Raw genomic sequence first — 23,567 nt, forward strand, 5'->3', positions numbered from 1 at the left:
GGGCACCTCGCAGACGAGGGACGGAGGGTGCTGGGAAGTGAGCCGTGCGGAGCACCGTAGAGGATCGTTCAACGATCCTTCAATACCCGTGTTGTTTCGTCCTGGTGTCTGCGATTGAATTCCGGGCATGGCAGAGGAGCTGACGGGACTGGCCGGCGACCGGGTCCTCCTGGGGCGCACGAGCACCGCGGAGCGCGTTTCGGACATCCTCAGAAGCCGCATCTCCGAGGGCTACTTCCCGCCCGGCACCCGGCTGTCCGAGGACAGCATCGGCGGGGCGCTCGGCGTCTCCCGCAACACCCTGCGCGAGGCGTTCCGGCTGCTCACCCACGAGCGCCTGCTGATCCACGAACTCAACCGGGGCGTGTTCGTCCGGGTCCTGACCGTCGAGGACGTGGAGGACATCTACCGCACGCGCTCCCTCGTCGAGTGCGCCGTCGTCCGCGGACTGGGCGAACCGCCGTACCGGCTGGACGGGCTGATCTCGGCGGTCGAGGAGGGGCGCGCGGCGTCCGCGGAGAATGACTGGAAGGGGCTGGGTACGGCCAACATCCACTTCCACCGGGAACTGGTCGCCCTCGCCGGCAGCGAACGCACCGACGAGCTGATGCGCAGCGTCTTCGCCGAGCTGCGCCTGGCCTTCCACGTCGTGGACGACCCGCGCCGGCTGCACGAGCCGTACCTCGCCCGCAACGCCCAGATCCTCCAGGCGCTCCAGGGCGGCGACCGGCACGGCGCCGAACGGCTCCTGGAGACCTATCTGGCGGACTCGCTGGAACGGGTGGTGGAGGTGTACCGGCGCAGGGTGGGCGAGGAAGGCGCCCCGTAAGGGCACGGGGAACCGCGCGACCGGCCCCGGGCGGTCCGCGCCCGGAGACGACCCGCAGCGGTGCCGGCCGGACCGGCGGGACCGCTCGTTTGGGTCGATGTCAGACCCAGGACCTAGTCTGTGCACCGTGACTTCGCCTGCATCGACGGACCGTGTTCCGCCCCAGCTCAGCGCGGGGCCGCGCCCGGCTCCGGGCCCGGCCGCCGACGAGGGGCTGGCGCGTCGGCTGCGCGCGCTCGCCTGCACCGCTCCGCTGCACGACCTGGACGCGCGCAAGGCCAACCTGGCCGGCGAGTACTCGGTGTACGGGATGGCCGAGGTGGCGCTGGCCGCCATCGACCTGGTCACGCTGAACATGGACTTCGACACCGGCGCCGACCACGAGCAGATCGTGGCCCGGCTCATCCCGCGCATCGCCGCCCAGGCCCCGGGCCGGCCCGCCGCCGAACACGAGCGCGTGGCCCGCTGGGTCCTGGAGAACCTGATCAACGTCGGCAGCGCGGACCGCGGCTTCCGCGCGGTCTACGGCACCTTCGCCGCGGACGGCACGTACGTCCGCCGTGACTACGACTTCAAGCTGATCGAGGAGGTCCCCGGCCCCGGCGGCACGGTCTACCTGCGGACGACGGACGAGGCGGTCAACGTCCTGGTCGGCGCCCTCGACACCGACGTCACCAGCGCCCAGATCGCCGCCGAGGTCAAGCTGGAGGTGCTGATCAGCCGCGGCCGGCTCGCCGACGCCCAGCTCGCCGCCGAGCAGGCCCGCTACCGCACGGTCCAGTACTCCGAGACGCTGCGTCGGGCCCTGGAGGCCACCCGGCGCAACGTCCGCGCGGTCGACTGGCTGGGCGCCGTCCCCGACATGATCGCCGAGGCCCTGGACCACGTGGCCGAGCGCTACCGCCACGAGAACGCGATCCTCACCAACATCCGCAAGGCCCGCGACGAGACCGAGGACCCCGAGCACAAGCGCCGCGCCGCCGAACTCGTCGACATCGTCAAGGACTGCATCCGGCGCCACACCCAGCTCCAGTCGCGCCTGCTGGAGGCGGGCCCGCTGTTCCGCGCCGAACAGGACCGGCAGGCCTTCGCCACACCGGCGACGACGTCCGGGACGGACCTGTACGGCCATCTCCTCGCGCCCGTCCTGCCGCTGCCCCTGGAGCAGGCGATCCGGGTCACCGACGCCTTCTTCGCGCACGGCACGGGACTGCGCACGCCGGTGTCCGTCCGGGTCGGGGACCTCGTGGACATACTGCTGACCCCGCCCGTGGAGCGGGAGCACCTGGGCGCGGAGATGCCCGAGCCCGATCTGATCGCCACACCGGACGACAGCCGCTTCAGCGAGGAACAGCTGGCCGCGGCGAGGGACCTGCTGGATCTGCCGGCGGACGCCCCGAGACGACTGTCCGGGCTGCTGGCCGAGGCCCGGCGGACCGGGGACCCCGACCTCGCCTACCTGGTGGCGCTGCTGGCGGTCCACGCGGCCAGCCCGCCCGTCGGCACCGCCTACCGGCAGGGCGAGGAGAAGCTGCTGTTCGCCGTGGACGACGGGACCGAACTGGACGATCCCGAGTTCGGCGGGGCGGACCTGATCGTGGGGACCGCCCTGCTCGACGCGGCGGGGATGGCCGCGGACCGGACGGAAGCAGCATGAGCGGCATGAGTGGACAAGAGCACGACAAGGAGCCGAACCCGTGACCGAGCACGTCGACCGGAGTGAACCCGAGCCTGCCGCCGCCCCGGCGGGCTCCGCCGTCACCCCCGCCGACGCCGCCGACGCGGCGCGGCTCGTCGCCTTCGGACTCCAGCCCAAGCTGGCGCCCGCACGCGACCAGGAGTACACCGAACTGCTGCGCCGCTACCGCGAGGACCCGGCGTTCGCCCGGCTCGCCGACGCCGTCGCCGCCGGTCTGGGGCTCGTCGTGCTGGAGGTGTCCCCGCGCGCGGGCATGGCCGTGACCGCCGCCGAGGACTCGGTGTTCGCCGTCCGCATGGGCGACTACGCGCGTCGCACCGCCGCCGACTCCGGCGACCGCTTCCTGCACGGGCTGGCCCATCTCGCGGTCGCCGCGCTGGCGTTCCCGCGCCCCGAGGACCTGGCCGACGACTCCTACATCGGCCGGGTCACCGTCAACGGCGTCGACGCCTTCGTCCGGCAGGCCTGCCGCCGACTGGAGGAGCGCGCCGAGGAGCAGGGCGAGAACACCGACCCGGCGACCGACGCGCCCGGCCTGGAGGCGGCCTGGCGGATCTGGGCCAGACGCAGCGCCACGGGCGCCACCAAGGACGCCCGCCGGCCGGCCGCCTCCACCACCGGCATCGTGGCGAAGGCCATGGCCTTCCTCACCGACTCGGGCTTCCTCCAGCGCACCGGCGACGACAACGGCGGCACGTACCGCACCACGGCCCGCTACCAGCTCCAGGTCCGCGACCTGGCCGGCAGCGCCGCCCTGGCCGAACTGGTGGAGCTGGGCATCGTCCCGGTCACCGACGGCACGGCCACCCTGCTGCCCGCCCAGGACATCGACGACCTGGACCTGGTGGCCGACGCCGGACTGCCGTTCCACTCCTGACGCGCTGAAGCTCCCGCAGCTCCAGACCCTCCCGAACCACCGCACCTTTCACCAGACTTACGAGAGTCCGCCATGTACGAGCTGTCCCGGGTCCGCCTCTACTCCATCGGTCCCGCCGGTGCGCGCTACGCCGACACCGTGCTGGACCTGCGGGGTGTCGGGGAGCCCGTGCCCGACCCGGCGCCCACGCAGGTGGAGTTCTTCGAGGAGGAGCCGTCCGGTCCGCCGCGCCGGCCCGCGCCCGCCGGCGTGCTGTTCCTGGAGAACGGCGGCGGCAAGTCCGTCCTGCTCAAGCTGATCTTCTCGGTGATGCTGCCGGGCCACCGCAACACCCTCGGCGGCGCCAGCTCCGGCGTGCTGCGCAAGTTCCTGCTCGCCGACGACTGCGGCCACGTGGCCCTGGAGTGGCAGCACGTGCTGACCGGCGAGTGCGTGGTCGTCGGCAAGGTCAGCGAGTGGCGCGGCCGGCAGGTCTCCAACGACCCGCGCAAGTTCGCCGAGGCCTGGTACTCCTTCCGGCCCGGCCCCGGCCTCAGCCTGGACAACCTGCCCGTGGCCGAGTCCACCGCCGTACGGCCGCCCGTCGAGGGCGCCTCGGGCGCGCACGGCCGCCGCCGCACCATGAAGGGCTTCCGCGACGCCCTCATGGAGGCCGGCAAGGTCTACCCGCACCTGGAGGTGCACTGGGAGGAGATCCACGAGCGCTGGACCGAACACCTCGGCGACCTCGGACTCGACCCCGAACTCTTCCGCTACCAGCGCGAGATGAACGCCGACGAGGGCGAGGCGGCCGGCCTCTTCGCGGTCAAGAAGGACTCCGACTTCACCGACCTGCTGCTGCGCGCGGTCACCGACACCCGGGACACCGACGGCCTCGCCGACCTCGTCAGCGGCTTCGGCAACAAGCTCGGCCGGCGTGCCGAGCTGATCGCCGAACGGGACTTCACCGCGGGCTCGGTCGACCTGCTCGGCCGGATCGTGGAAGCCGCCGAGGCGCGTTCACGCGCGCGTGACGTCCACGCGGGCGCCGAGCGCCGCACCCGCACGCTGGCCCGGCGGCTGTCGGCGCGAGCCGTGCGGGAGCGGATCCGGGCCGCCGACCTCGCCCAGCGGGTGACGGCCGCCGCGTACGCCGTCACGCATTCCGAGGGCGCCCGCGAACGCAGCGCCCTCATCGCCGCCGAACTCGCCTACCGGCACGCCTCCCTGGCGCTGGCCGCCGCCGAGAAGTCCGCCGCCGCGCAGAAGCGCGAACTCGCCGACGCCCGCACCCTGCACTCCGCCTGGCAGGCCGCCGAGGCCGTACTGCGCCACCGGGCCGCCGCCGACCGTGTCGCGCGCGTGTCCGCCGCCATCCAGGAGGCCGAACGGGACGCGGCCCCCGCGCTGGCCGCCCGCGCCAAGGCCGCCGTGGACCTCGTACGGGCCCTGCACACCGCCGCAGGCAGCGCCGAGGCCCTCGCCAACGAGGAGGAGGAGCGCTCCGCGTCCCTTCAGGAGGTCAGCGACTCCGCCTACCGGGACTCCACCGCCGCCGCCACCGAGGCGCAGCGGGCCCGCAGCGAGGCCGGGCACCTGCGCCAGCGGCTCGCCGAGGTCGAGCAGGAGACCGCCGAGGCCGTCCGCGCGGGCTGGCTGGACGACAGCGCCCCGGACGCCGACCCGGCGCGCGCCGCGCTCGCCGCCAGCGACGCCGAGAAGACCGCCGTGGCCGCCTGGGACGCGGCCCGCGAGACCGCCCGCAAGGCCACCGAGCACGCGCGCGAAGCGGCCTCCGCCGAATCCCGCGCGGAGCTGACGGCGGCCCGCGCGGCGGACGCGGCGACCGCCGCCGAGCGCGCCCACGAGGCCGAGCGGCGCCTCGCGGAGTCGCTGGCCGTCGAGGAACGGCTCGCGGAACTGCTGAGCCTGCCGGGCGCGCCGGGCGTGGCACGGGTGCCCGCGCCCCGGACGGAAGAAGCCGGCACCACGCGCGCACCGGCCGGCGAGACCGCCCACGGCGCTCTCACCCCCGAGGAACTCGACCGCGTCGCCGACGAGTTGCGCGAACTCCTCGACGACGCCGTGTCCACCGCCGAACGGCACCTGTTCGACCTGCGTACGGCCGCCGCCGACGACGCCCGCATCCTCGGCGCCCTCGGTGACGGCGGGCTGCTGCCGCCCGGCCCGGACGTGCTGGCCACCGTCGAGTTCCTCGGCGAACACGGCATCCCCGCACTGCCCGGCTGGCGCTACCTGGCACAGGCCGTCGACCCCGCCGACCACGCGCGCGTCCTCGCCGCCCGCCCGGAACTGGTCGACGGTGTGATCATCACCGACCCGGACACGCACGCGCGTGCCCGTGAGGCCCTCGGTGACGCCGCCCTGCTGCCCCGCTCCGCCGTCGCCGTCGGCACCGCCGCCGCGTTGCTCGCCCCGCCCCCCGCCCAGGGCAGCACCCCTGGTGACGTGTTCCTCGTGCCGCCGAACCCGGCCATGCACGACGAGCACGCCGCCGACGAGGAACGCCAGGCACTGCGCGGCCGGGCCACCGCACGCGACGAGGAGATCCGCGTCCTCGCCGCCCGCCTCGGCAAGGACCGCGAACTGGCCGCGCGGCTCGCCTCCTGGCGCACCGGCTGCCCCGCCGGGCACCTCACCGAGCTGGCCCGGGCCGCCGAGCAGGCCCGCGCCTTCGCCGAGGAGACCGAGGCCGAACTCGCCGAGGCACGCACGGTACGGGCGGAGGCCGACGAGTCCGCCGCCGAGGCCGCCCGGATCCGCGACGAACGGCAGGAGGCCGCGCAGAAGGCCCGGCGCGCCGCCGACGCCCTGGCCGGCCTCGCCTTCCGGCTCCGCGAACGCGCCGGCTGGCAGGTGAGGCTCCGTGAACTCGCCGACGAGGCCGCCGAGTCCGAGGCCCGCGCCCAGACCTGCCTGGACCGCGCCCGCGCCGCCGACGAGGACCGGCGCGCCGCCCAGCGCGCCGCCGACGACGCCCGCCGCACCGCGCGCGCCCTGCGCGCCGAGCGCGCCGAGATCGCCGGCGCCCCCGACGACGTACCCGTCGACGACGAGGACGCCCCGAGGGCGTCCCTGCCCGCCCTCCGCGAGGCCTACCGGGCCGCCTCCCAGGTGTACGAGAAGGTCGGCGTCGGTGCCGACCTGCGCGCCGAGCAGGCCCGCGCGGAGAGCGACGAGAGCGCCGCCCGCGCCGAACTGGACCGGCTCAGCAACAAGGTCCGCACCCGCGCCGAGCAACTGCTCCAGTCGCCCGACGGTGCCGACGGGCCCTCCCGGCAGGCCGCCGCCGCACGCGCGGAGGAGCTGGTGCAGCTCCTGGAGACCCGGATGTCGACCGCGAGCGAGCAGCTCGGCCGGCTGCGCGGCGAGGCCGAGCGGCACGCGCCCGAGGACGGCGGGGCGCACACGAAGCTGCCCGAGGAACTCGTCCCGCGCGACGCCGAGCACGCCCAGGCGCTGCTGCGCACCGCCACGGCCGAACTCGCCGCGCGCGCCGAGGCGCTGGCCGAGGCCCGCGAGGCGCACGCGGAGCTGCTGGACGCCCACCGCGCCGCCGAGGACGCGGCCGGCGGCTTCGACGAGATCGCCGCCATGCTCCGCGACCTGCTGCGCGAACACGCCCCGGAGGAGGAGCAGGAGGAGCCGGAGCCGTACCCGGGCACCCTGGAGGAGGCCCGGCACTCCGCCGCCGAGGCCCGCCGTTCGCTGCGGGGCTGTGCCGCCGACCTGTCCGCCGCCGAGGCGGCCGTGCGCGAGGCGAGCGACGTCCTCGTCCGGCACGCCAACTCCACGCGCTACGAGCAGGTCCGCACCCCCGCCCGGCAGCAGATCCGCGAACTGCCCGCCTCCGCGCTGCCCGAACACGCCCAGAAGTGGGCGGACGCCTTCGCGCCCCGGCTGCGCGTCCTGACCGACGAGCTGGCCCAGCTGGAGCGCAACCGCGACTCGATCGTGGACCGGCTGCGCGGTCTCGTGGAGTCGGCGCTCGCCACCCTGCGCTCCGCCCAGCGCCTCTCCCGGCTGCCGGAGGGGCTCGGCGAGTGGTCCGGCCAGGAGTTCCTGCGCATCCGCTTCGAGGAACCCGACCACGCCACGCTCACCGAACGGCTCGGCGAGGTCATCGACGAGGCCACGCGTGCGGCCGTCAGGAAGAACTCCGACCTGCGCCGTGACGGCATGTCCCTGCTGCTGCGCGGCGTCGCGGCGGCGCTCCAGCCGAAGGGCGTGGCCGTCGAGATCCTCAAGCCCGACGCCGTGCTGCGCGCCGAACGCGTCCCCGTCGGGCAGATGGGGGACGTCTTCTCCGGCGGCCAGCTCCTCACGGCGGCCATCGCCCTGTACTGCACGATGGCCGCGCTGCGCTCGAACGACCGGGGCAGGGACAAGCACCGGCACGCCGGCACGCTGTTCCTGGACAACCCGATCGGCCGGGCCAACGCGACCTACCTGCTCGAACTCCAGCGAGCGGTGTCCGACGCGCTGGGCGTCCAGCTGCTCTACACCACCGGTCTGTTCGACACCACCGCCCTCGCCGAGTTCCCCCTGGTCATCCGCCTGCGCAACGACGCCGACCTCCGGGCCGGCCTGAAGTACATCAGCGTGGAGGAACACCTCCGGCCCGGGTTGCCCCAGCAGCCCCAGGCCGGGGAGGCGGTGCACAGCGAGATCACGGCGACGAGGATGTACAAGAAGCCGGCCTGATCCATGGGTTGACCGGTCCGTTGATCAAGCATCCGCCTTGATCAGGTCGGCACACTTCTCGCCGATCATCATCGTCGTGATGCACGGGTTGACGGCGATCAGGTCGGGCATCACCGAGCCGTCGGCGACCCGCAGCCCCTCGACCCCCTTGACCCGCAACCGCGCGTCCAGCGGGGCCGAGGGGTCGTCGTCGGCGCCCATCTTCACGGTGCAGGACGGGTGGTAGACGGTGTTGTGCGTCTTGTGGACGTAGTCCAGCAACTCGTCGTCCGTGCGGACGTCCGGTCCCGGCGCCAGCTCGGCGCCCGCCCAGCCGCTCAGCGCCGGCTGCGCGGCGATACGGCGGGCCAGCCTCAGGCCGTACGTCATCACCCGTACGTCGTGCTCGTGCGTGAAGTAGCGCGGATCCACCTTCGGCTTGTCCCGGTAGTCCCGCGTCCGCAGCCGTACCGTGCCCCGCGACTTCGCCTTCGTCACGTTGGGGGTGAGGCAGAACGCGTTCTCCGACGTCGGGTAGCCCCAGCGCGCGGTGTTCATGTCGAACGGCACCGACCCGTAGTGGAACATCAGATCGGGCCGGTCCAGGCCGGGCTCGGTGTCGTAGAAGACGCCCGCCTCCCACCACTGGCTGGACGTGGTGGTCATCGGCTGCTCCGCCTCCCACATGATCACCCCCTCGGGGTGGTCCTGGAGGTTCTCGCCGACGCCCGGGGCGTCCACCACGACCTCGACGCCGACCTCGCGCAGATGCCCGGCCGGGCCGATGCCGGACAGCATCAGCAGCTTGGGGGAGTCGATCGAGCCGCAGGAGACGATCACCTCGCGCCGGGCCCGTACCGTGCGCGTGTGCACCAGATCGGGGTCCAGGTACTCGGCCCCCACGCACCGCCGCCCCTCCAGCACCAGCTTCTTGGCCCGCACCCCGGTCCGGACGTCCAGGTTCGGACGTTTGCCGAGGACGGGGTGGAGGTACGCGACCGACGAGGACTGGCGGATGTTGTTCTCGTCGGAGTTGATCTGGAACCAGTTGGCCCCGCGCACCACCGTTTTGCCGGTGTTGAACGGGACCGTCGGTATACCGGCCTGCGCACATGCCTCCAGCAGGGCCGCGCCGCACGGGTCCCCGCCCTTCAGCGTGCGCAGCTTCACGGGGCCGGTGCGGCCGTGGTGGTCGCCGGGCGCGTCGTTGTTCTCCAGCCGCCGGTACAGCGGGAACAGGTCGGCCGCGCTCCAGCCCGTACAGCCCTGGGCCGTCCAGTCGTCCAGGTCCTCCGCGGGCGCCCAGAAGGCGATGCAGGAGTTGTGCGACGAACAGCCGCCCAGCACCTTCGCGCGCGCGTGCCGCATGAAACTGTTGCCGCTGGCCTGCGGCTCGACCGGGTAGTCCCAGTCGTAACCGGACTCCAGCAGTCCCATCCAGCGCTCCAGCCTGAGGACGTCGTCGTCGCCGACGTCGCTGGGGCCCGCCTCCAGCACGCACACCGTCACCGAGGGGTCCTCGGAGAGCCGGGCGGCCACGACGTTGCCCGCGGTGCCGCCACCGACCACGACGTAGTCGAACTCATCGATGCTCATGTGACCTCCTGGTCAGCCGGAATCGGGCGGGATCACTCGGCCGCGGGGGCGGCGAGGGGAGGGGGCGGGGCGGTTGCCGCGGCGTCCAGACGGTGCTCGGCGAGGACACCGGTGCGGTGCCGCTGGACGAACCAGTAGTAGGCGAATCCGCCGCCCGCGATGACCGCGACGAAGAGGACCGCGCCCCAGCGCAGGTACCAGTGGTACGGCGCGGACGCGTTGTAGACGGCGGCGCGCGGCCAGATCAGGTTGACCGTCATCGCCACGCCCCAGACCACCGCGACGATGTTGACGGGCAGTCCCCAGCGGCCGAGCGAGAACCTGCCCTCGTCCGCGGGCCGCCATGTGCCGCGCAGCCGGGCCACCAGCATCGGCCCGGTGACGCCCAGGTAGGCGAGGTAGATCATGATGATGCCGATGCTGGTGACGACCGTGAAGATCTGCGGCTGGCGGATGTTGACCACGAGGATCGCCAGCGCCAGCACGCCGATGATCACGGCCGGCAGGACCGGGGTCTGGAAACGGGGGCTGACCCGCGCCATCAGCGAGGACGCGGGCAGGTTGTTGTCGCGGGCCATCGCGAACGCCAGCCGGATCGCCGCCGTGTGCACGGCCAGTGCGCACACCGTGACCGCGATCAGCACGCACCACAGCATCGCCTTGCCCGCTGTCGGGCCGAGCACGTCCAGCACGACGTATTGCAGGCCGTCGGTGGAGAGCTTGTCGCCCTTGAGGCTGGAGACGCTCATGAGCGCCAGCAGCAGCACCAGCCCGCCCAGGACGAACGAGGCGACGATCGCGCGGATGATCGCGCGCGGAGCGTTCCGGGACGGGTCCAGGCACTCCTCGCCGAGGGAGGAGGCGGTGTCGAAGCCGTACATGACGTACGCGGACGCCAGCGAGGCCACCAGGAAGGCGCCGAGGTAACCCGTTGAGTAACCGGCTCCCGTGTGGTTCGTCTGCATGACGACGTGAGGACCACGGGTGATGTGGACGGCGAAGAGGATGATCAATACAACCGTCGCGATCAACTCGATGAAGACGCCCGCCGTGTTGATCGTGGCCATCAGCTTGACGCCGAACGCGTTGACCAGCGTGGTGAACAGGATCAACACGGCCGCGAGCACGACCGCGTTGGTCGCCACGTCGTACGTGCCGGTGCCGTCCCCGACGAACTGGAAGACGGAGGAGATCTGCGGCAGCGTCAGCTGATAGGCCAGCGCGACCGCCGAGATGGACACGATGGACGCGATCAACATCATCCACCCGGCGAGCCAGCCGAGATGCGGATTGCCGATCTTCTTCGACCAGTTGTAGACCGAGCCGGCCACCGGGTAGCGGGCGGCCAGTTCGGCGAAGCACAGGGCCACCGTGAACTGGCCGACGAACACCATCGGCCACGACCACCAGTAGGCGGGGCCGCCGCTGCCGTAGCCGAAGTAGAACAGCTGGAAGGTGCCGGTCAGGATGGAGATGTAGCTGATGCCGGCGGCGAAGGTGTGGAAGTGGCCGAGGGTGCGCCTGAGTTCGGGCTTGTAGCCGAACTCGGCGAGTTCGGCGTCGTCGTGGTGGTGCGGGCCTGGCGATTGCTCGGTGGTCGTCATGAGCGGCCTCCTCTGGCTGTCAGTCGAACCAGCCCTGCGGTGCCGGCGCGGTGTTGCGCCAGATGTGTTTCGTCTCGCGGTACTCGGCGAGCCCCGCCGGTCCGAGTTCGCGCCCGAACCCGGACTGCTTGTAACCACCCCACTCGGCCTGCGGCACGTACGGGTGGTAGTCGTTGATCCAGACCGTGCCGAGCCGCAGCTGCCCCGCGACCCGCGCGGCCCTGGCCTCGTCGCCGGTCCAGACGGCACCCGCGAGGCCGTAGACCGTGTCGTCGGCGAGCCGGACGGCCTCCTCCTCGCCGGTGAACCGTTCGACGGTCAGCACCGGCCCGAAGGACTCCTCCTGGACGACGGACATGGCGCTCGTGCACTCGTCCAGGACGGTCGGCAGGTAGTAGAAGCCCTCGTCGTAGCCGGGGCCGGCGGGCCGGGCGCCGCCGCAGCGCAGCACCGCGCCCTCCGCCAGCCCCCGCGCCACATATGCCTCCACCTTGGCCCGGTGCGCCGCGGAGATCAGCGGCCCGGTCCGTGCCCGCTCGTCGAACGGCCCGCCCAGCCGGATCAGCCGCGCCCGCCGGACGACCTCGTCCACGAACCGGTCGTGCAGCGCGTCCTCGACCAGCAGCCGGGCCCCGGCGGAGCACACCTGCCCGGAGTGCAGGAAGACGGCGGTGAGCGCCATGTCGACCGCGGCCTCGAAGTCGGCGTCCGCGAAGACGATGTTGGGGTTCTTGCCGCCGAGTTCGAGCGCGACCTTCTTCACCGTGCCGGCCGCCGCCGCCATCAGCCGGCGGCCGGTGTGCAGACCGCCGGTGAAGGAGACCATGTCGACGTCCGGATGGTCGGCCAGCGGGGCGCCCGCCTCCGGCCCGGCGCCCAGCACCAGATTGGCCACGCCCGGCGGCAGCCCCGCCTCCGCCAGCAGCCGGACCAGGTGGATCGCGGTGTGCGGGGTCAGCTCGCTCGGCTTCAGGACGAAGGTGTTGCCGGCCGCGAGCGCGGGGGCGACCTTCCACGCGGACTGGAGCAGCGGGTAGTTCCACGGCGTGATCAGGGCGCAGACGCCGACCGGTTCGTGCACCACCCGGCTGTCGACGTCCGCCCGCCCGGTGTCGATCACCCGGCCGGTCTCGCTCGCGACCAGCCGCCCGAAGTAGCGGAAGCAGTCCACGACGTCGTCCACGTCGTACGCGCTCTCCACCAGCCGCTTGCCCGTGTCCAGGGACTCGGCGCGGGCCAGGGCGTCCTTGTCCCGTGCGAGGAGCCCGGCGACCCGCAGGAGCAGGTCACCGCGCTCGGCGGCCGGCGTGTGCGGCCAGGGGCCGGTGTCGAAGGCGCGCCGGGCCGCAGCGACGGCCTCCACGGTGTCCTTGCCGCCCGCCTCGTCCACGACGCCCACCAGGGAGCTGTCGGCCGGGCAGCGGATCTCCCGGGTGCGCTCGTCCAGGGCGCCCCGCCACGCACCGTCGATGAACAGGTCAGGCATGGGAGTCCCCCAGCAGGTCCAGCAGCCACGCGTGGAAGATCCCGATGTGGTGCTCGTTCGGGACGAGCACCCCGCCGCGGCGGTAGGCGCGCGAGGACATCGCCGGCTGGGTGCGCTCGCAGGCCTCGAAGTCCTGGACGTTGACGCGGTGGAACAGCTCCACGGACTTCGACACGTCCGCGCCCGAGGCCACGACCTCCGGCGCGTACAGCCAGTCGCACTCCACCACCGTGCGGTCCTCGGCCAGCGGGAACATGCGGTGCAGGATCACGTGGTCGGGGACGAGATTGACGAACACGGTCGGCTTCACCGTGATCGCGTAGTAGCGGCGGTCCTGGTCGGCGGTCACCTCGGGGAGCTTGGCGAAGCCGGCGCCGCCGTCCACCGTGAAGCCCTTGATCTCCTCGCCGAACTCGGCGCCGTGGCCCACGTAGTACTGGGCCGCGTAGCCGTCGGCGAACTCGGGGAGGACTTCGGTGAGTTCGGGGTGGATCGTCGCGCAGTGGTAGCACTCCATGAAGTTCTCGACGATCAGTTTCCAGTTGGCCCGCACGTCGTAGGTGACGCGTCTGCCGAGGGCGAGCCTCTCGGTGCCGTAGTGCCCGATGGCGGCGGCGTCGCCGAGCCGCTCCACGGCGGCGTGCACCACCGTGTCCTCGAAGGACGGCGGTTCGTCGGCGAGGCACACCCAGGCGTAGCCCAGCCACTCGCGCAGAGCCACCTTGATCAACCCGTACTCGACTCGATCGACGTCGGGCATCTTGATCAAGTTGGGTGCGGCGATCAACCTGCCGTCAAGGTCGTACGTCCACGCGTGGTACGGGCATTGCAGGCTGCGCCGCACCTCACCGGACGCCTCGGTGCACAGCCGCGCCCCGCGGTGCCGGCACACATTGAGGAAGGCGCGCAGCTCGCCGGTGCGGGTCCGGGTGATGACGACGTTCTCGCGCCCCACCTGGACCGTGCGGAAGGCGCCCGGCTTGGCCAGGTCGGCGCCGCGCACCGCGCAGAACCACAGGGACTCGAAGACCTTCTCCTGCTCCTGCCGGAAGACCTCCGGGTCGGTGTAGTAGCGGCCCGGCAGCGTCGCGATGAGGCTCGGGGAGGCCGGGCTCGGGGAGATCGGGGTCGTCGTCACGGGCGGGCTCCTCGGGCGGGCGCGGCGGCGGTGGGGGTCCTCCCGCTCGAACGGAGCCGAGGCAGGGGGCGGGCGGGGTCGAACAGGCCGATGGGATGCGCGGTGGCGCCGGTCAGCGCCAGATCGGCCAGGATCTCCCCGACGACCGGCACGAACTTGAACCCGTGCCCGGAGAAACCGCAGGCCACGGTCACCGACTCCGGGTGCGAGGGATGCCGGGCCAGCACGAAGTGCTCGTCCGGGGTGTTGGAGTACATGCACGTGGCGGCCTTCAGGAAGGTGCCGGGCAGGTCCGGGATGCAGCGGGACATGTGGTCCGCCATGGCCCGGATCTCGTCCTCGTGCACCGACCGGTCGATGGTCTCCGGGGTCGTCACCCGCCCCTTCCGGAAGAAGGCGACCTTGGCGCCGAGGTCCGGGCCGTCGATGGCCGGGAAGCCGTAGACCTGGACGCCGGCCGCGTCCTCCCAGATGTAGACCGGATGGTTCTCGGGCCGGAACGGCTCGGTGCCGCCCTTCGGCTGGAACCAGTACATGACCTGCCGCTCGATGGTGAACGGCACCCCGAGGTCGGTGAGCAGCCGCGGCGCCCAGGCACCGGGGCAGATCACCAGCTGCCCGGCCGTGTAGGTGTTCTCGGCCGTGTGCACACGCACCCCGTCCCGGTACGGCTCCCAGCGCAGCACCGGCTCCTCGAAGTGCAGGTCGGCGCCCTGCCGGGTGGCCAGCTGGAGATGCGCGGCGACCATGTTCTCCGGCCGCACCAGGCCCGCCTTCGCCTCGAAGAGGGCGACTTCGTCGTCGTACGGGTGGAGCGTCGGAAACCGGCGGCGGATCTCCTTCGCGTCCAGCATCTCGTGCGGCAGGTCCCACTCGGTCGCCGAGCGCAGCGCGCCGGAGACGGTCCGGGACTCGGGTGGACCGACCATCACGCCACCCGACAGGATCGCGATGTCCCGGCCGGTGGCCCGCTCCAGCTCCTCGTACAGCTCATAGGCGCGCAGCAGCAGCGGCACGTACGCCGGGTCCTCGAAGTACGACTGCCGGGTGACGCGCGAACCGCCGTGGCTGGAGCCGCGGTTGTGGACCGGACCGAACTTCTCCAGGCCGAGGACGCGGGCGCCGCGCGCGGACAGGTGGTGGGCGGCGGCGCTGCCCATGCCGCCGAGTCCGATGACGATGACGTCGTAAGACGGTGACACGGTCGCCTCCTAGCGGCGGATGCGGGACATCTCCGGGTCGAACAGCGGCTCGTCGGCGACGGTTGCCGGGACCTTCTCGCCGAAGTACTCGATGTGCACGCCGGTGCCGGTGGCGAGGCCGGCCGGCAGCCAGGCGTAGGCGACACAACGGCCCAGCGTGTAGCCGTACGACGCGCTGGTCACGTAACCGGCCGGGGCGCCGTCGGCATAGACCGGTTCTTTGCCGAGGACCACGGCGGCGGGGTCGTCCAGCAGGAGCGGGGTGAGCCGGCGGGAGGGGTCTCCGGCCCGCTGGAGCGCCGCCTTGCCGACGAAGTCCTCCTTGTCCATGCGGACGGCGAAGCCGAGGCCCGCCTCGAAGGGGGTGTGCTCGTCGGTCATGTCGGTGCCCCACGCCCGGTACCCCTTCTCCAGGCGCAGCGAGGTGAAGGCGGAGCGGCCCGCGGCGATCACGCCCAGCTCCCGCCCGGCCTCCCACAGCGTGTCCCACAGCCTGAGGCCCAGGTCGGCGGTGGTGTACAGCTCCCAGCCCAGCTCGCCGACGTAGCTCAGGCGCATCGCCGTCACCGGCACGTGTCCGAGGTACGTCTGCTTCACCCGGAAGTAGCCGAAGCCTTCGTGCGAGAAGTCGTCGCCGGTCAGGGGCTGGACGAGGGCGCGGGCGAGGGGGCCCCAGACACCGATGCAGCAGGTGCCGGAGGTGATGTCGCGGACCTGGACGTCGTCGGGGGCGTGGCGGAGCAGCCGGTCGAGGTCGGCGGGGGAGTTGGCGCCGACCTGGAAGCGGTCGGCGGCGAGACGGGCGACCGTGAGATCGGAGCGGATGCCTCCGGTCTCGTCCAGGAGCAGGGTGTACGTGACCGCGCCGGGCTTCTTGCGCAGGTTGTTGCTGGTCATGCGGTCGAGGAAGGCGAGGGCGCCGGGGCCGGTGACCTCCAGGCGGCGCAGCGGGGTCATGTCGTACAGGGCGACCTTCTCGCGGGTGGCCCTGGCCTCGGCGGCGGCGATGGGGGACCAGTAACGGGCCGACCAGGCATCGCGCTCGGGCAGGTCGCCGAGGGCGTCCACGAGCGGGGCGTTCGCCTCGTACCAGTGCGGGCGTTCCCAGCCGGTGCCCTCCAGGAAGAACGCGCCGAGCTGCTGCTGGCGGGCGTAGAAGGGGCTGACGCGCAGCGGACGCGGTCGTTCCATGGGCTGGAGGGGGTGGAGGACGTCGTACACCTCGACGAACTGCTGTGAACCGCGCTCACGGACGTACGACGGTGAACGCTGCGCCTCCTCGAACCGCGTGAGGTCGCACTCGTGCACGTCGACGGAGGGCCGCCCGTCCACCATCCACTCGGCCACCGCCTTGGCGACACCCGCGGAATGGGTCACCCAGACCGCCTCGGCCAGCCAGAAGCCCCGCAGCCGCCGCGCCTCCCCGAGCACCGGCATGCCGTCCGGCGTGAAGGAGAAGACCCCGTTGAACCCGCTCTCGATCGCGGACTCCCGCAGCGCGGGCAGCAGCCGCCGGCAGTCCTCCCAGCTCGGCGCCCAGTCCTCGGCGGTGAACGGGTACGAGGACGGCATCTCCATGTTCCGGCCGTGCGCCTCGTCGTACGCCGGGACCGCGAACGGATCCACCGGCATCGGGCGGTGCGCGTACGAACCGATCCCGATGCGGTCGCCGTGCTCGCGGAAGTACAGGTCGCGGTCCTGGAAACGGAGGATGGGCCGCGTGGCCTCGGCCGTGGCACCGCGCAGCCCGGGCAGCGGCCCGGTCCTGGCGTACTGGTGCGCGAGGGGCTGGAGCGGTACGTCGATCCCGGCCATGCGGCCGACCACCGGGCCCCAGAAACCGGCCGCCGAGACGACGTGGTCCGCCGGGAAGGCGCCCCGGTCGGTGACGACCGCGGTGACCCGGCCGCCTTGCTGCTCGATCCCGGTGACCGTGTGCCGGTCCAGGAAGTGGGCCCCCCGCGCGGTGGCGCGGTCCATCTGGGCGCGGGCCGCGAGGAGGGCCCGGGCCAGGCCGTCGTCCGGGGTGTGGAAGCCGCCGAGGACCACCGACTCGTCCAGCAGCGGCCAGAGTTCCTTGCACCGGGCCGTGCTCACGACCTCGCCCCGGATGCCCCAGGAGGCGGCGTAACCGGCCCGTCGGTGCAGATCGGCCAGCCGCTCGGGGGTGGTGGCCAGTTCCAGGCCGCCGACCTGGAGGAAGCAGGGGACGCCGTCGACTTCGAGGGCGCCGAACTTCTCGACGGTGTACCGGGCGAGCTCCGTGAGGGTCTTGGACGGGCTGGTCCGGAAGACGAGTCCGGGGGCGTGTGAGGTGGAGCCGCCCGGGGCGGGCAGGGGTCCCTGTTCGAGGACGGTGACGTCCGTCCAGCCGCGGGCGGTCAGCTCGTCGGCGAGGGAGCAGCCGACGATGCCGGCGCCGATGACGACGACACGGGGTCCTTGGGACCGGATTTCGGGTGTGCTGGACATGCCCCTCCTTGTGGTGGCGGGGATGGCGGGTGCGGGTCCTTGTGACGCGGGTGCGGGAGACCCTTGGGGCGGGGGAGGCCGGGGAGGCTGGGCCGCTGTGCGGCTGGGTGCCGCTGGGGTCTCGGGCGGCGGGGGGAGGCCTGCCGCGGGGTGCTCAGGCGGTGTGGACGCTCGGCCGCTCGGCGGCGATCGTCGTGTCCCGGCCGTGGCCGGTGTGGACGACGGTGTCACCCGGGAGGGGCAGCAGCCGCGCGCGGATGGGCGCCTCGATCGCCGGGCGGTCGGAATAGGAGCGGTCGGAATGGGAGCGGTCGGAGTAGGAGCGGCCGGTGGCGCCGGGTCCGCCGTGGACGAGGGTGTCGCCGGTGAAGACGGCGTTCAGGAAGGGGGCGTGGGTGCAGACGATGGCGGTGACCCGGCGGCCGGTGGTGGCGCGGTGGATCGCCTCGGCGTCGTGGGCGGCGTCCAGCACGAGCACCTCCTCGTCGTCGCCGCCGACCAGCCAGACGTCGGTGTCGACGTGGAACGTCCCGCCGTCCAGGCTGAAGGTCCCGGAGGTGACGACCCGCTCGACCCGCGCGGCCCCGCGCACGCTCACAGCACCACCACCGAGCGCAGCACCTCACCGCGGTGCATCTTGTCGAACGCCTCCTCCACCTGGTCCAGGGCGATCGTCTCGGACACGAACGCGTTGAGGTCGAGCAGGCCGTAGAGGTACTGGTCGATCAGGAAGGGGAAGTCCCGGCTCGGCAGACAGTCGCCGTACCAGGAGGACTTGACGGCACCGCCGCGCGAGAAGACGTCGATCAGCGGCAGTTCCACCTTCATCTCGGGGGCCGGGACGCCGACCTGGACCAGCAGGCCCGCGTGGTCGCGCATGTAGAAGGCCTGGAGGAAGGTCTCGGGGCGGCCGACCGCGTCGATCGCGATGTCCACGCCGTGCCCGCCGGTGAGCTCCCGGACCGCCTCGACCGGGTCGGTGCCCCGGGAGTTGACGGTGTGCGTGGCGCCGAACTTCTCGGCCTGGTCCAGTTTCCTGTCGTCGATGTCCACGGCGATCACCTTCATGGCGCCGTTCAGACAGGCGCCGGCGATGGCCGCGTTGCCGACGCCACCGCAGCCGATGACGGCGACCGAGTCGCCCCGGCCGACGTTGCCGGTGTTGACCGCCGCGCCGTACCCGGCCATCACCCCGCAGCCGATGAGACCGGCCGCCTCTGGCCGCGCGGCCGGGTCGATCTTCACCGCCTGGCCCGCCGCGACCAGCGTCTTCTCGGCGAAGGCACCGATGCCGAGCGCGTTGCTGAGCGGGGTGCCGTCCGGCAGCGTCATGGGCTGTGCGGCGTTGCGGGAGTCGAAGCAGTACCAGGGCCGGCCCCGGCGGCAGGAACGGCAGCTGCCGCACGGCGCCCGCCAGGCCAGTACGACGTAGTCGCCGGGCTTCAGATCGGTGACGCCGGGGCCGACGGACTCGACGGTGCCCGCCGCCTCGTGCCCCAGCAGGAACGGGAAGTCGTCGGTGATCGCGCCCTCGCGGTAGTGGAGATCCGTGTGGCACACCCCGCAGGCCTGCACCTTGACGAGCACCTCGCCGGGTCCCGGGTCGGGGACGACGATCGTCCGCACCTCCACGGGTGCGCCCTTCTTCACAGCGACTACGGCACGGACCTCGTGTGGCACGACAAGCTCCTCTGCTGTTGCGCATTGCACGATGGGTTGCGTGATGGGGAACATCTTGAGAACGGCGTCACGGGGTCGTCAAGGGGTGCGCGTTAACCCTTGGCAAAGGGAACCCGTGGGGCGAAACCTCTCGGACACACGGCGGCGCGGGACCGGGAAACCTCCGGTCCCGCGCCGTGGTGCGGGTGGTGGGCGTGCTGACTGCGGGGATCGGCGGAAATGGAGCGAGTCAGAATCCGTAGCCCATCCGCCGGGACAGCTCGGCGCCCGCGGCGACCGTCCGCTTGGCCACCTCCGGGAGCCGGTCCGCGTTGAGGCGGTAGACCGGACCCGACACGCTGATCGCCGCGATCACCTTGCCGTCGTGCGCGCGCACCGGCGCCGCGACGGCCGCCAGCCCCAGCTCAAGCTCCTCGATCGTGACGCCGTAGCCCTGCTCCACCACGGCCTCCAGCTCGGCGCGCAGCATCGCCGCACCGGTGATCGTACGGTCCGTGAACCGCGGCAACGGCCGTGCCAGCAGGCCCTCGCGCAGGGTCGGCGGCATGTGCGCGAGGAGCACCTTGCCGCTGGAGGTGGCGTGCAGCGGGGTGCGTCTGCCCAGCCAGTTCTGCGCGGTCACGGACGCGGTGCCGCGGGCCTGCATGATGTTGACCGCCGCGTCGTCGTCGCGCACGGCGATGTTGACCGTCTCGCCCAGCTCGTCGGCGACCTCCCGGCACACCGGGACGCCCTCCTGGGAGATGTCGAGACGCACCGCCGCCGCCCCCGCCAGGCGCAGTACGCCGGCCCCCAGGTAGTACTTGCCGCGGTCCTTGGCCTGGGCCACCAGGCCACGGTTCTCCAGGACGCCGAGCAGCCGGAACGCCGTGGACTTGTGCACGTCCAGTTCCTCGGCGATCTCGGTGACGCCCGCCTCGCCGTGCCGGGCGAGGATCTCCAGCACGCTCACGGCGCGGTCCACCGACTGCACCGCGCTGGCCGCGCCGCGGCCGCTCTGCCTCTCCGGGGCCCCTGGGTTCTCCGTGGTCTCCTCGCTGCGGTCAGACTGCTTCTGCGTGCGGGTCATGGCTCAACTCTCACCACCTGTGGGCCCGGTTCGGGCCGCATCTGCGGGAAGCCCTTGACGCGACGGTCGTCCCGCCCGGATTCTGTTGCGCATAGCGCTGGATCGTGCGCCATGCGAAACATCATGTTACCGAAGCGTCCGGATCCCGGAAGGGTGCCGGACCACCCGGACCGTTGACGGTCCGTCACTCCCTTGCCGCTTCACCGGGCCGGACCGACGTGGGTCCGGGCTCCCGGCAGCATCCCTGACGCCTGCATCGAGCAGGTCCCGGACCGAGTGTCCCGGACCGAGAGGGGGGCCCGTGATTCCCGTCTGCCGCCTCGAAGACCTCCCCGAGGGTGAGTCCGTCCGCGTCGCGAGCACACCGCCGATCGCCGTGTTCCGCACCGAGGACGGCGAGCTGTACGCCATCGACGACACCTGCACCCACCAGGACGCCTCCCTCTCCGAGGGCTGGCTGGAGGGCTGCCTCGTCGAATGCCCGCTGCACGCGGCGTCCTTCGACCTGCGCACCGGCGCACCGACCTGTCTGCCGGCCCGGCGCCCGGTGCGCACCCATCGCGTCACCGTGGAGGACGGCGTCGTACACGTCCACCTCGGCGCGGAGGAGGGCACGGCCGCGTGACCACCGACAGGCACCGGCACCCCGCCCCCGCCGTCCTCGGCCGTGCGCCCGCCGGCACCGGCGCTCGTCCGCGCCCCGCCCGCTCTCGCCCCCATCCCCCCGCCCCCGACGCCAGGAGCCGTGCCGCATGAGAACCGTGACCATCGTCGGCGCCTCCCTCTCCGGGCTCCACGCCGCCCGTGAGCTGCGCGCCCAGGGCTTCGACGGCCGACTGGTGATCGTCGGCGAGGAACCCCACCACCCCTATGACCGCCCTCCTCTCTCCAAGGACTTCCTCATCGGCCGCGCCGAGGAGAGCGAACTGGCCCTCACCGACGCCGACGAGACCGCCGGACTCGACGCCGAGTGGCTGCTCGGCGTCCGCGCCCGCGGACTCGACCCCCGTGGCCGCACCGTCCTCCTCGGCGACGGCCGCACGGTCTCCACCGACGGCGTCGTCATCGCCACCGGTGCCGCCGCCCGCCGACTGCCCGGCGACCGCCTCGCCGGGGTCCACACCCTGCGCACCCTGGACGACGCCCGCGCCCTGCGCGCCGAACTCACCCGCGGGCACCGCCGGGTCGTCGTCATCGGCGGTGGCTTCATCGGCGCCGAGACCGCCTCCTCATGTGCCCGGCTCGGCCACGACGTCACGGTGGTCGAGGCCGCCCCGCTGCCGCTCGTGCCCCAACTAGGGGCCCGAATGGCCGAGGTCTGCGCCGCCCTGCACCGCCGCGGCGGAGTGGAACTGGTCACCGGCACGGGTGTGGCCGCGCTCCGGGGCACCGCCACCGTCACCGGGGTCGACCTCGCCGACGGCCGCTCGCTGCCCGCCGACGTGGTGATCGTCGGCATCGGCGCCCGCCCCCACACCGACTGGCTCGTGGGTTCGGCACTCGCGCTGCACGACGGTGTGCTGTGCGACGACGGCTGCGTGACCGCCCTGCCCCAGGTGGTCGCGGTCGGTGACGTCGCCCGGGTGGGCGGCACCCGGGCCGAGCACTGGACCTCCGCCACCGAGCAGCCCCGCGTCGCCGTGACCAACCTCCTCGCCGGCCACACCGCCGCGACCGCTCGCACGCTGCCGTATTTCTGGTCCGACCAGTACGGCTCCCGGATCCAGTTCGCGGGGCGATACCGCGAGGGCGACACCGTCCACGTCACCGAGGGCGAGATCACCGACGACGGCGCCCCCGGTGAGTCTGGTTTCCTCGCCCGCTACGAGCGGGACGGCCGCACCGTCGCCCTACTCGGAGTGGACCGGCCCCGCGCGTTCACGCGGGCCCGACGCGAACTCCAGCGAGAGGAACGCCGGTGGACGGAAGGGGCGCGGGTGGAGCCGGCCGCGCTGTGACGGGTCAGGTGCTGCCGCGAATCGCCGGGGTGTGCGGGGCTCGGCTGCGGGCCCGGGCGGGCCGGCTGATGGTGGCCGGGCTTTCCGATGACCTCTGGTTCCGATGACCTTTGCTGCGGCTGACCTCTGGTTCCGGCGGCCTGTGCGACTGGTGGCCGGAATTGCCGGTGGCGTGCGCTACCGGTGGCCTGTGCGACTGGTGGTCGGATTCGCCGGTGGCGTGTGCTATCGGTGACCGGTTCTTCCGTGGCCCTTGCCTGCGGTGGCCTGTGCTCCACCTGTGCTCACGGCGGACCGGGTCCAGTGGCCAGGCTTTCGTGCGCCCCGTGCGCCCCGTGCGCCGGGTCACCGGGCGCACGGCGACCGGACTCCCGGCACCCAGGGCCCCGCTGAGCCTGACCGCCGGCGATCCCGGCGCCGTGTGCCAGGACTCAGGGGTGCGACAGCCGCCCCGCGCCGCCGGTGCGGCGTATCCGCTCCTGTTCCCCCACGCCCGCCCGCTCCTGGCGCCGGTGGGCGCGCCGCTCCCGACGGAGGGACCGGGCCGTGCTGCTCGGCTCGGAGACGACGCCGTACCGCTGGTTCCACACCTGGCGGGTGACCCACACGTCGACCACGGCCCAGGTGGCCACCACCGTGCTGGCCACGCCGCTGATCACCATGGGGAACGCCAGCCAGGACCCGGCCAGCGTGCACAGGAACGCCACCATCGCCTGGATCAGCGTCACCGCTATGACAAGGATCGCCCGCACCGCCGCCGTACGCACCGGATCGGGCAACGGATGCCGGCGCGCGGGCTCCTCGATCCACAACGGGCGGTAGTTCTGCCGCTGTTCGCCACCACCGGGCTTCCCGGCGTGCTCCGGCCCCGGAATGTCCCGATCCGGTACCTCCCTGTCCCACCGCGCCCGTGAGCGCTCCGCCATGCTCTCCCCGGGCGCCCCGCGCCGCTCCGCCGTGCCCATCACCGTGTCCCTCCCCACCGCCGGCAGACCGCTCGCCCCGGCATCCGAAGACCCCGACTCCCCAAGGGCTGCCCGGCTTGCGCTGCTTTACGCCGCCGGGATGCGGGATGCGGCTCCTGTGGCCCATTCCGCCCCCATTTCCCATAGAGAAGGACGTACGAGATCCCCCGAAGATTCCCAACTGGCGAAAAATTCCGGCCAACCGCCCGACCGTGCGGTCGTCGCAGGCACCACGTGGGTGTTCGGATCGCGGTGGTGATCTCCCCTTATGCCCGGACAACTCGCCATGTCTCGCCGCCAGCGCGGGAG

Annotated in this window: 16 protein-coding genes; 6 read left to right on the plus strand and 10 right to left on the minus strand. The window is 72.8% G+C overall.

The genetic code is table 11. From position 1 onward, the window contains the following. The first annotated feature begins 127 nt into the window (after window positions 1–127). From IE273_RS11150 to IE273_RS11165, 4 genes are all read left to right on the plus strand, one after another. On the plus strand, window positions 128–829 hold the full coding sequence (locus IE273_RS11150) for a GntR family transcriptional regulator (protein ID WP_189814966.1): 702 nt from the start codon (window positions 128–130) through the stop codon (window positions 827–829). Between the two features lie 127 nt (window positions 830–956). Further along, window positions 957–2,486: a hypothetical protein gene (locus IE273_RS11155; RefSeq protein WP_189814967.1), complete on the plus strand. Its 1,530-nt coding sequence runs from the start codon at window positions 957–959 to the stop codon at window positions 2,484–2,486. Window positions 2,487–2,526: 40 nt separating this feature from the next. Then, window positions 2,527–3,405, plus strand: a complete 879-nt coding sequence (locus IE273_RS11160) for a hypothetical protein (protein WP_014671449.1) — start codon at window positions 2,527–2,529, stop codon at window positions 3,403–3,405. A gap of 72 nt (window positions 3,406–3,477) precedes the next feature. Further along, the gene (locus tag IE273_RS11165) at window positions 3,478–8,109 is read left to right on the plus strand and encodes a hypothetical protein (RefSeq protein WP_189814968.1); all 4,632 of its coding nucleotides are present in this window, start codon (window positions 3,478–3,480) and stop codon (window positions 8,107–8,109) included. A 24-nt stretch (window positions 8,110–8,133) separates the two neighbouring features. Here the strand turns inward: IE273_RS11165 and IE273_RS11170 are convergent, their stop codons facing one another. The 9 genes from IE273_RS11170 to IE273_RS11210 all read right to left on the minus strand — a co-directional run bounded on the left by IE273_RS11170 (window position 8,134) and on the right by IE273_RS11210 (window position 20,335). Further along, entirely contained in the window at window positions 8,134–9,684 is a 1,551-nt protein-coding gene (locus tag IE273_RS11170) for a GMC family oxidoreductase (protein WP_189814969.1), read from the minus strand. Window positions 9,685–9,716: 32 nt separating this feature from the next. Next, on the minus strand, window positions 9,717–11,288 hold the full coding sequence (locus tag IE273_RS11175) for an APC family permease (RefSeq protein WP_189814970.1): 1,572 nt from the start codon (window positions 11,286–11,288) through the stop codon (window positions 9,717–9,719). A gap of 19 nt (window positions 11,289–11,307) precedes the next feature. Next, window positions 11,308–12,774 carry an aldehyde dehydrogenase family protein gene (locus IE273_RS11180; protein ID WP_189814971.1) on the minus strand — a complete coding sequence of 489 codons (1,467 nt, stop codon included), beginning with the start codon at window positions 12,772–12,774 and terminating at the stop codon, window positions 11,308–11,310. Then, window positions 12,767–13,912: an aromatic ring-hydroxylating oxygenase subunit alpha gene (locus tag IE273_RS11185; protein WP_189814972.1), complete on the minus strand. Its 1,146-nt coding sequence runs from the start codon at window positions 13,910–13,912 to the stop codon at window positions 12,767–12,769. Before IE273_RS11185 ends, IE273_RS11180 begins: the two co-directional genes overlap by 8 nt. Next, the gene (solA, locus tag IE273_RS11190) at window positions 13,909–15,114 is read right to left on the minus strand and encodes an N-methyl-L-tryptophan oxidase (RefSeq protein WP_189814973.1); all 1,206 of its coding nucleotides are present in this window, start codon (window positions 15,112–15,114) and stop codon (window positions 13,909–13,911) included. Before solA ends, IE273_RS11185 begins: the two co-directional genes overlap by 4 nt. A gap of 9 nt (window positions 15,115–15,123) precedes the next feature. Continuing rightward, on the minus strand, window positions 15,124–17,586 hold the full coding sequence (locus IE273_RS11195; RefSeq protein WP_189814974.1) for a GcvT family protein: 2,463 nt from the start codon (window positions 17,584–17,586) through the stop codon (window positions 15,124–15,126). A 154-nt stretch (window positions 17,587–17,740) separates the two neighbouring features. Next, window positions 17,741–18,178 (minus strand): MBL fold metallo-hydrolase, encoded by a 438-nt coding sequence (locus IE273_RS11200; RefSeq protein ID WP_189815015.1) that lies wholly within the window; start codon window positions 18,176–18,178, stop codon window positions 17,741–17,743. Between the two features lie 2 nt (window positions 18,179–18,180). Beyond that, window positions 18,181–19,266 carry an S-(hydroxymethyl)mycothiol dehydrogenase gene (locus IE273_RS11205; protein ID WP_189814975.1) on the minus strand — a complete coding sequence of 362 codons (1,086 nt, stop codon included), beginning with the start codon at window positions 19,264–19,266 and terminating at the stop codon, window positions 18,181–18,183. Between the two features lie 229 nt (window positions 19,267–19,495). Further along, window positions 19,496–20,335: an IclR family transcriptional regulator gene (locus IE273_RS11210; RefSeq protein WP_189814976.1), complete on the minus strand. Its 840-nt coding sequence runs from the start codon at window positions 20,333–20,335 to the stop codon at window positions 19,496–19,498. A 301-nt stretch (window positions 20,336–20,636) separates the two neighbouring features. Between IE273_RS11210 and IE273_RS11215 the strand changes: the two genes are divergently transcribed. Both IE273_RS11215 and IE273_RS11220 read left to right on the plus strand, forming a co-directional pair. Further along, the gene (locus tag IE273_RS11215) at window positions 20,637–20,960 is read left to right on the plus strand and encodes a bifunctional 3-phenylpropionate/cinnamic acid dioxygenase ferredoxin subunit (protein WP_189814977.1); all 324 of its coding nucleotides are present in this window, start codon (window positions 20,637–20,639) and stop codon (window positions 20,958–20,960) included. A 127-nt stretch (window positions 20,961–21,087) separates the two neighbouring features. After that, entirely contained in the window at window positions 21,088–22,293 is a 1,206-nt protein-coding gene (locus tag IE273_RS11220; RefSeq protein WP_189814978.1) for an NAD(P)/FAD-dependent oxidoreductase, read from the plus strand. A 431-nt stretch (window positions 22,294–22,724) separates the two neighbouring features. Here IE273_RS11220 and IE273_RS11225 read toward each other — a convergent pair whose 3' ends face one another. After that, on the minus strand, window positions 22,725–23,258 hold the full coding sequence (locus IE273_RS11225) for a hypothetical protein (RefSeq protein ID WP_189814979.1): 534 nt from the start codon (window positions 23,256–23,258) through the stop codon (window positions 22,725–22,727). Between the last annotated feature and the right edge of the window lie 309 nt (window positions 23,259–23,567).

The organism is Streptomyces olivaceoviridis, from assembly GCF_014650115.1.
Taxonomy (GTDB): domain Bacteria; phylum Actinomycetota; class Actinomycetes; order Streptomycetales; family Streptomycetaceae; genus Streptomyces; species Streptomyces olivaceoviridis.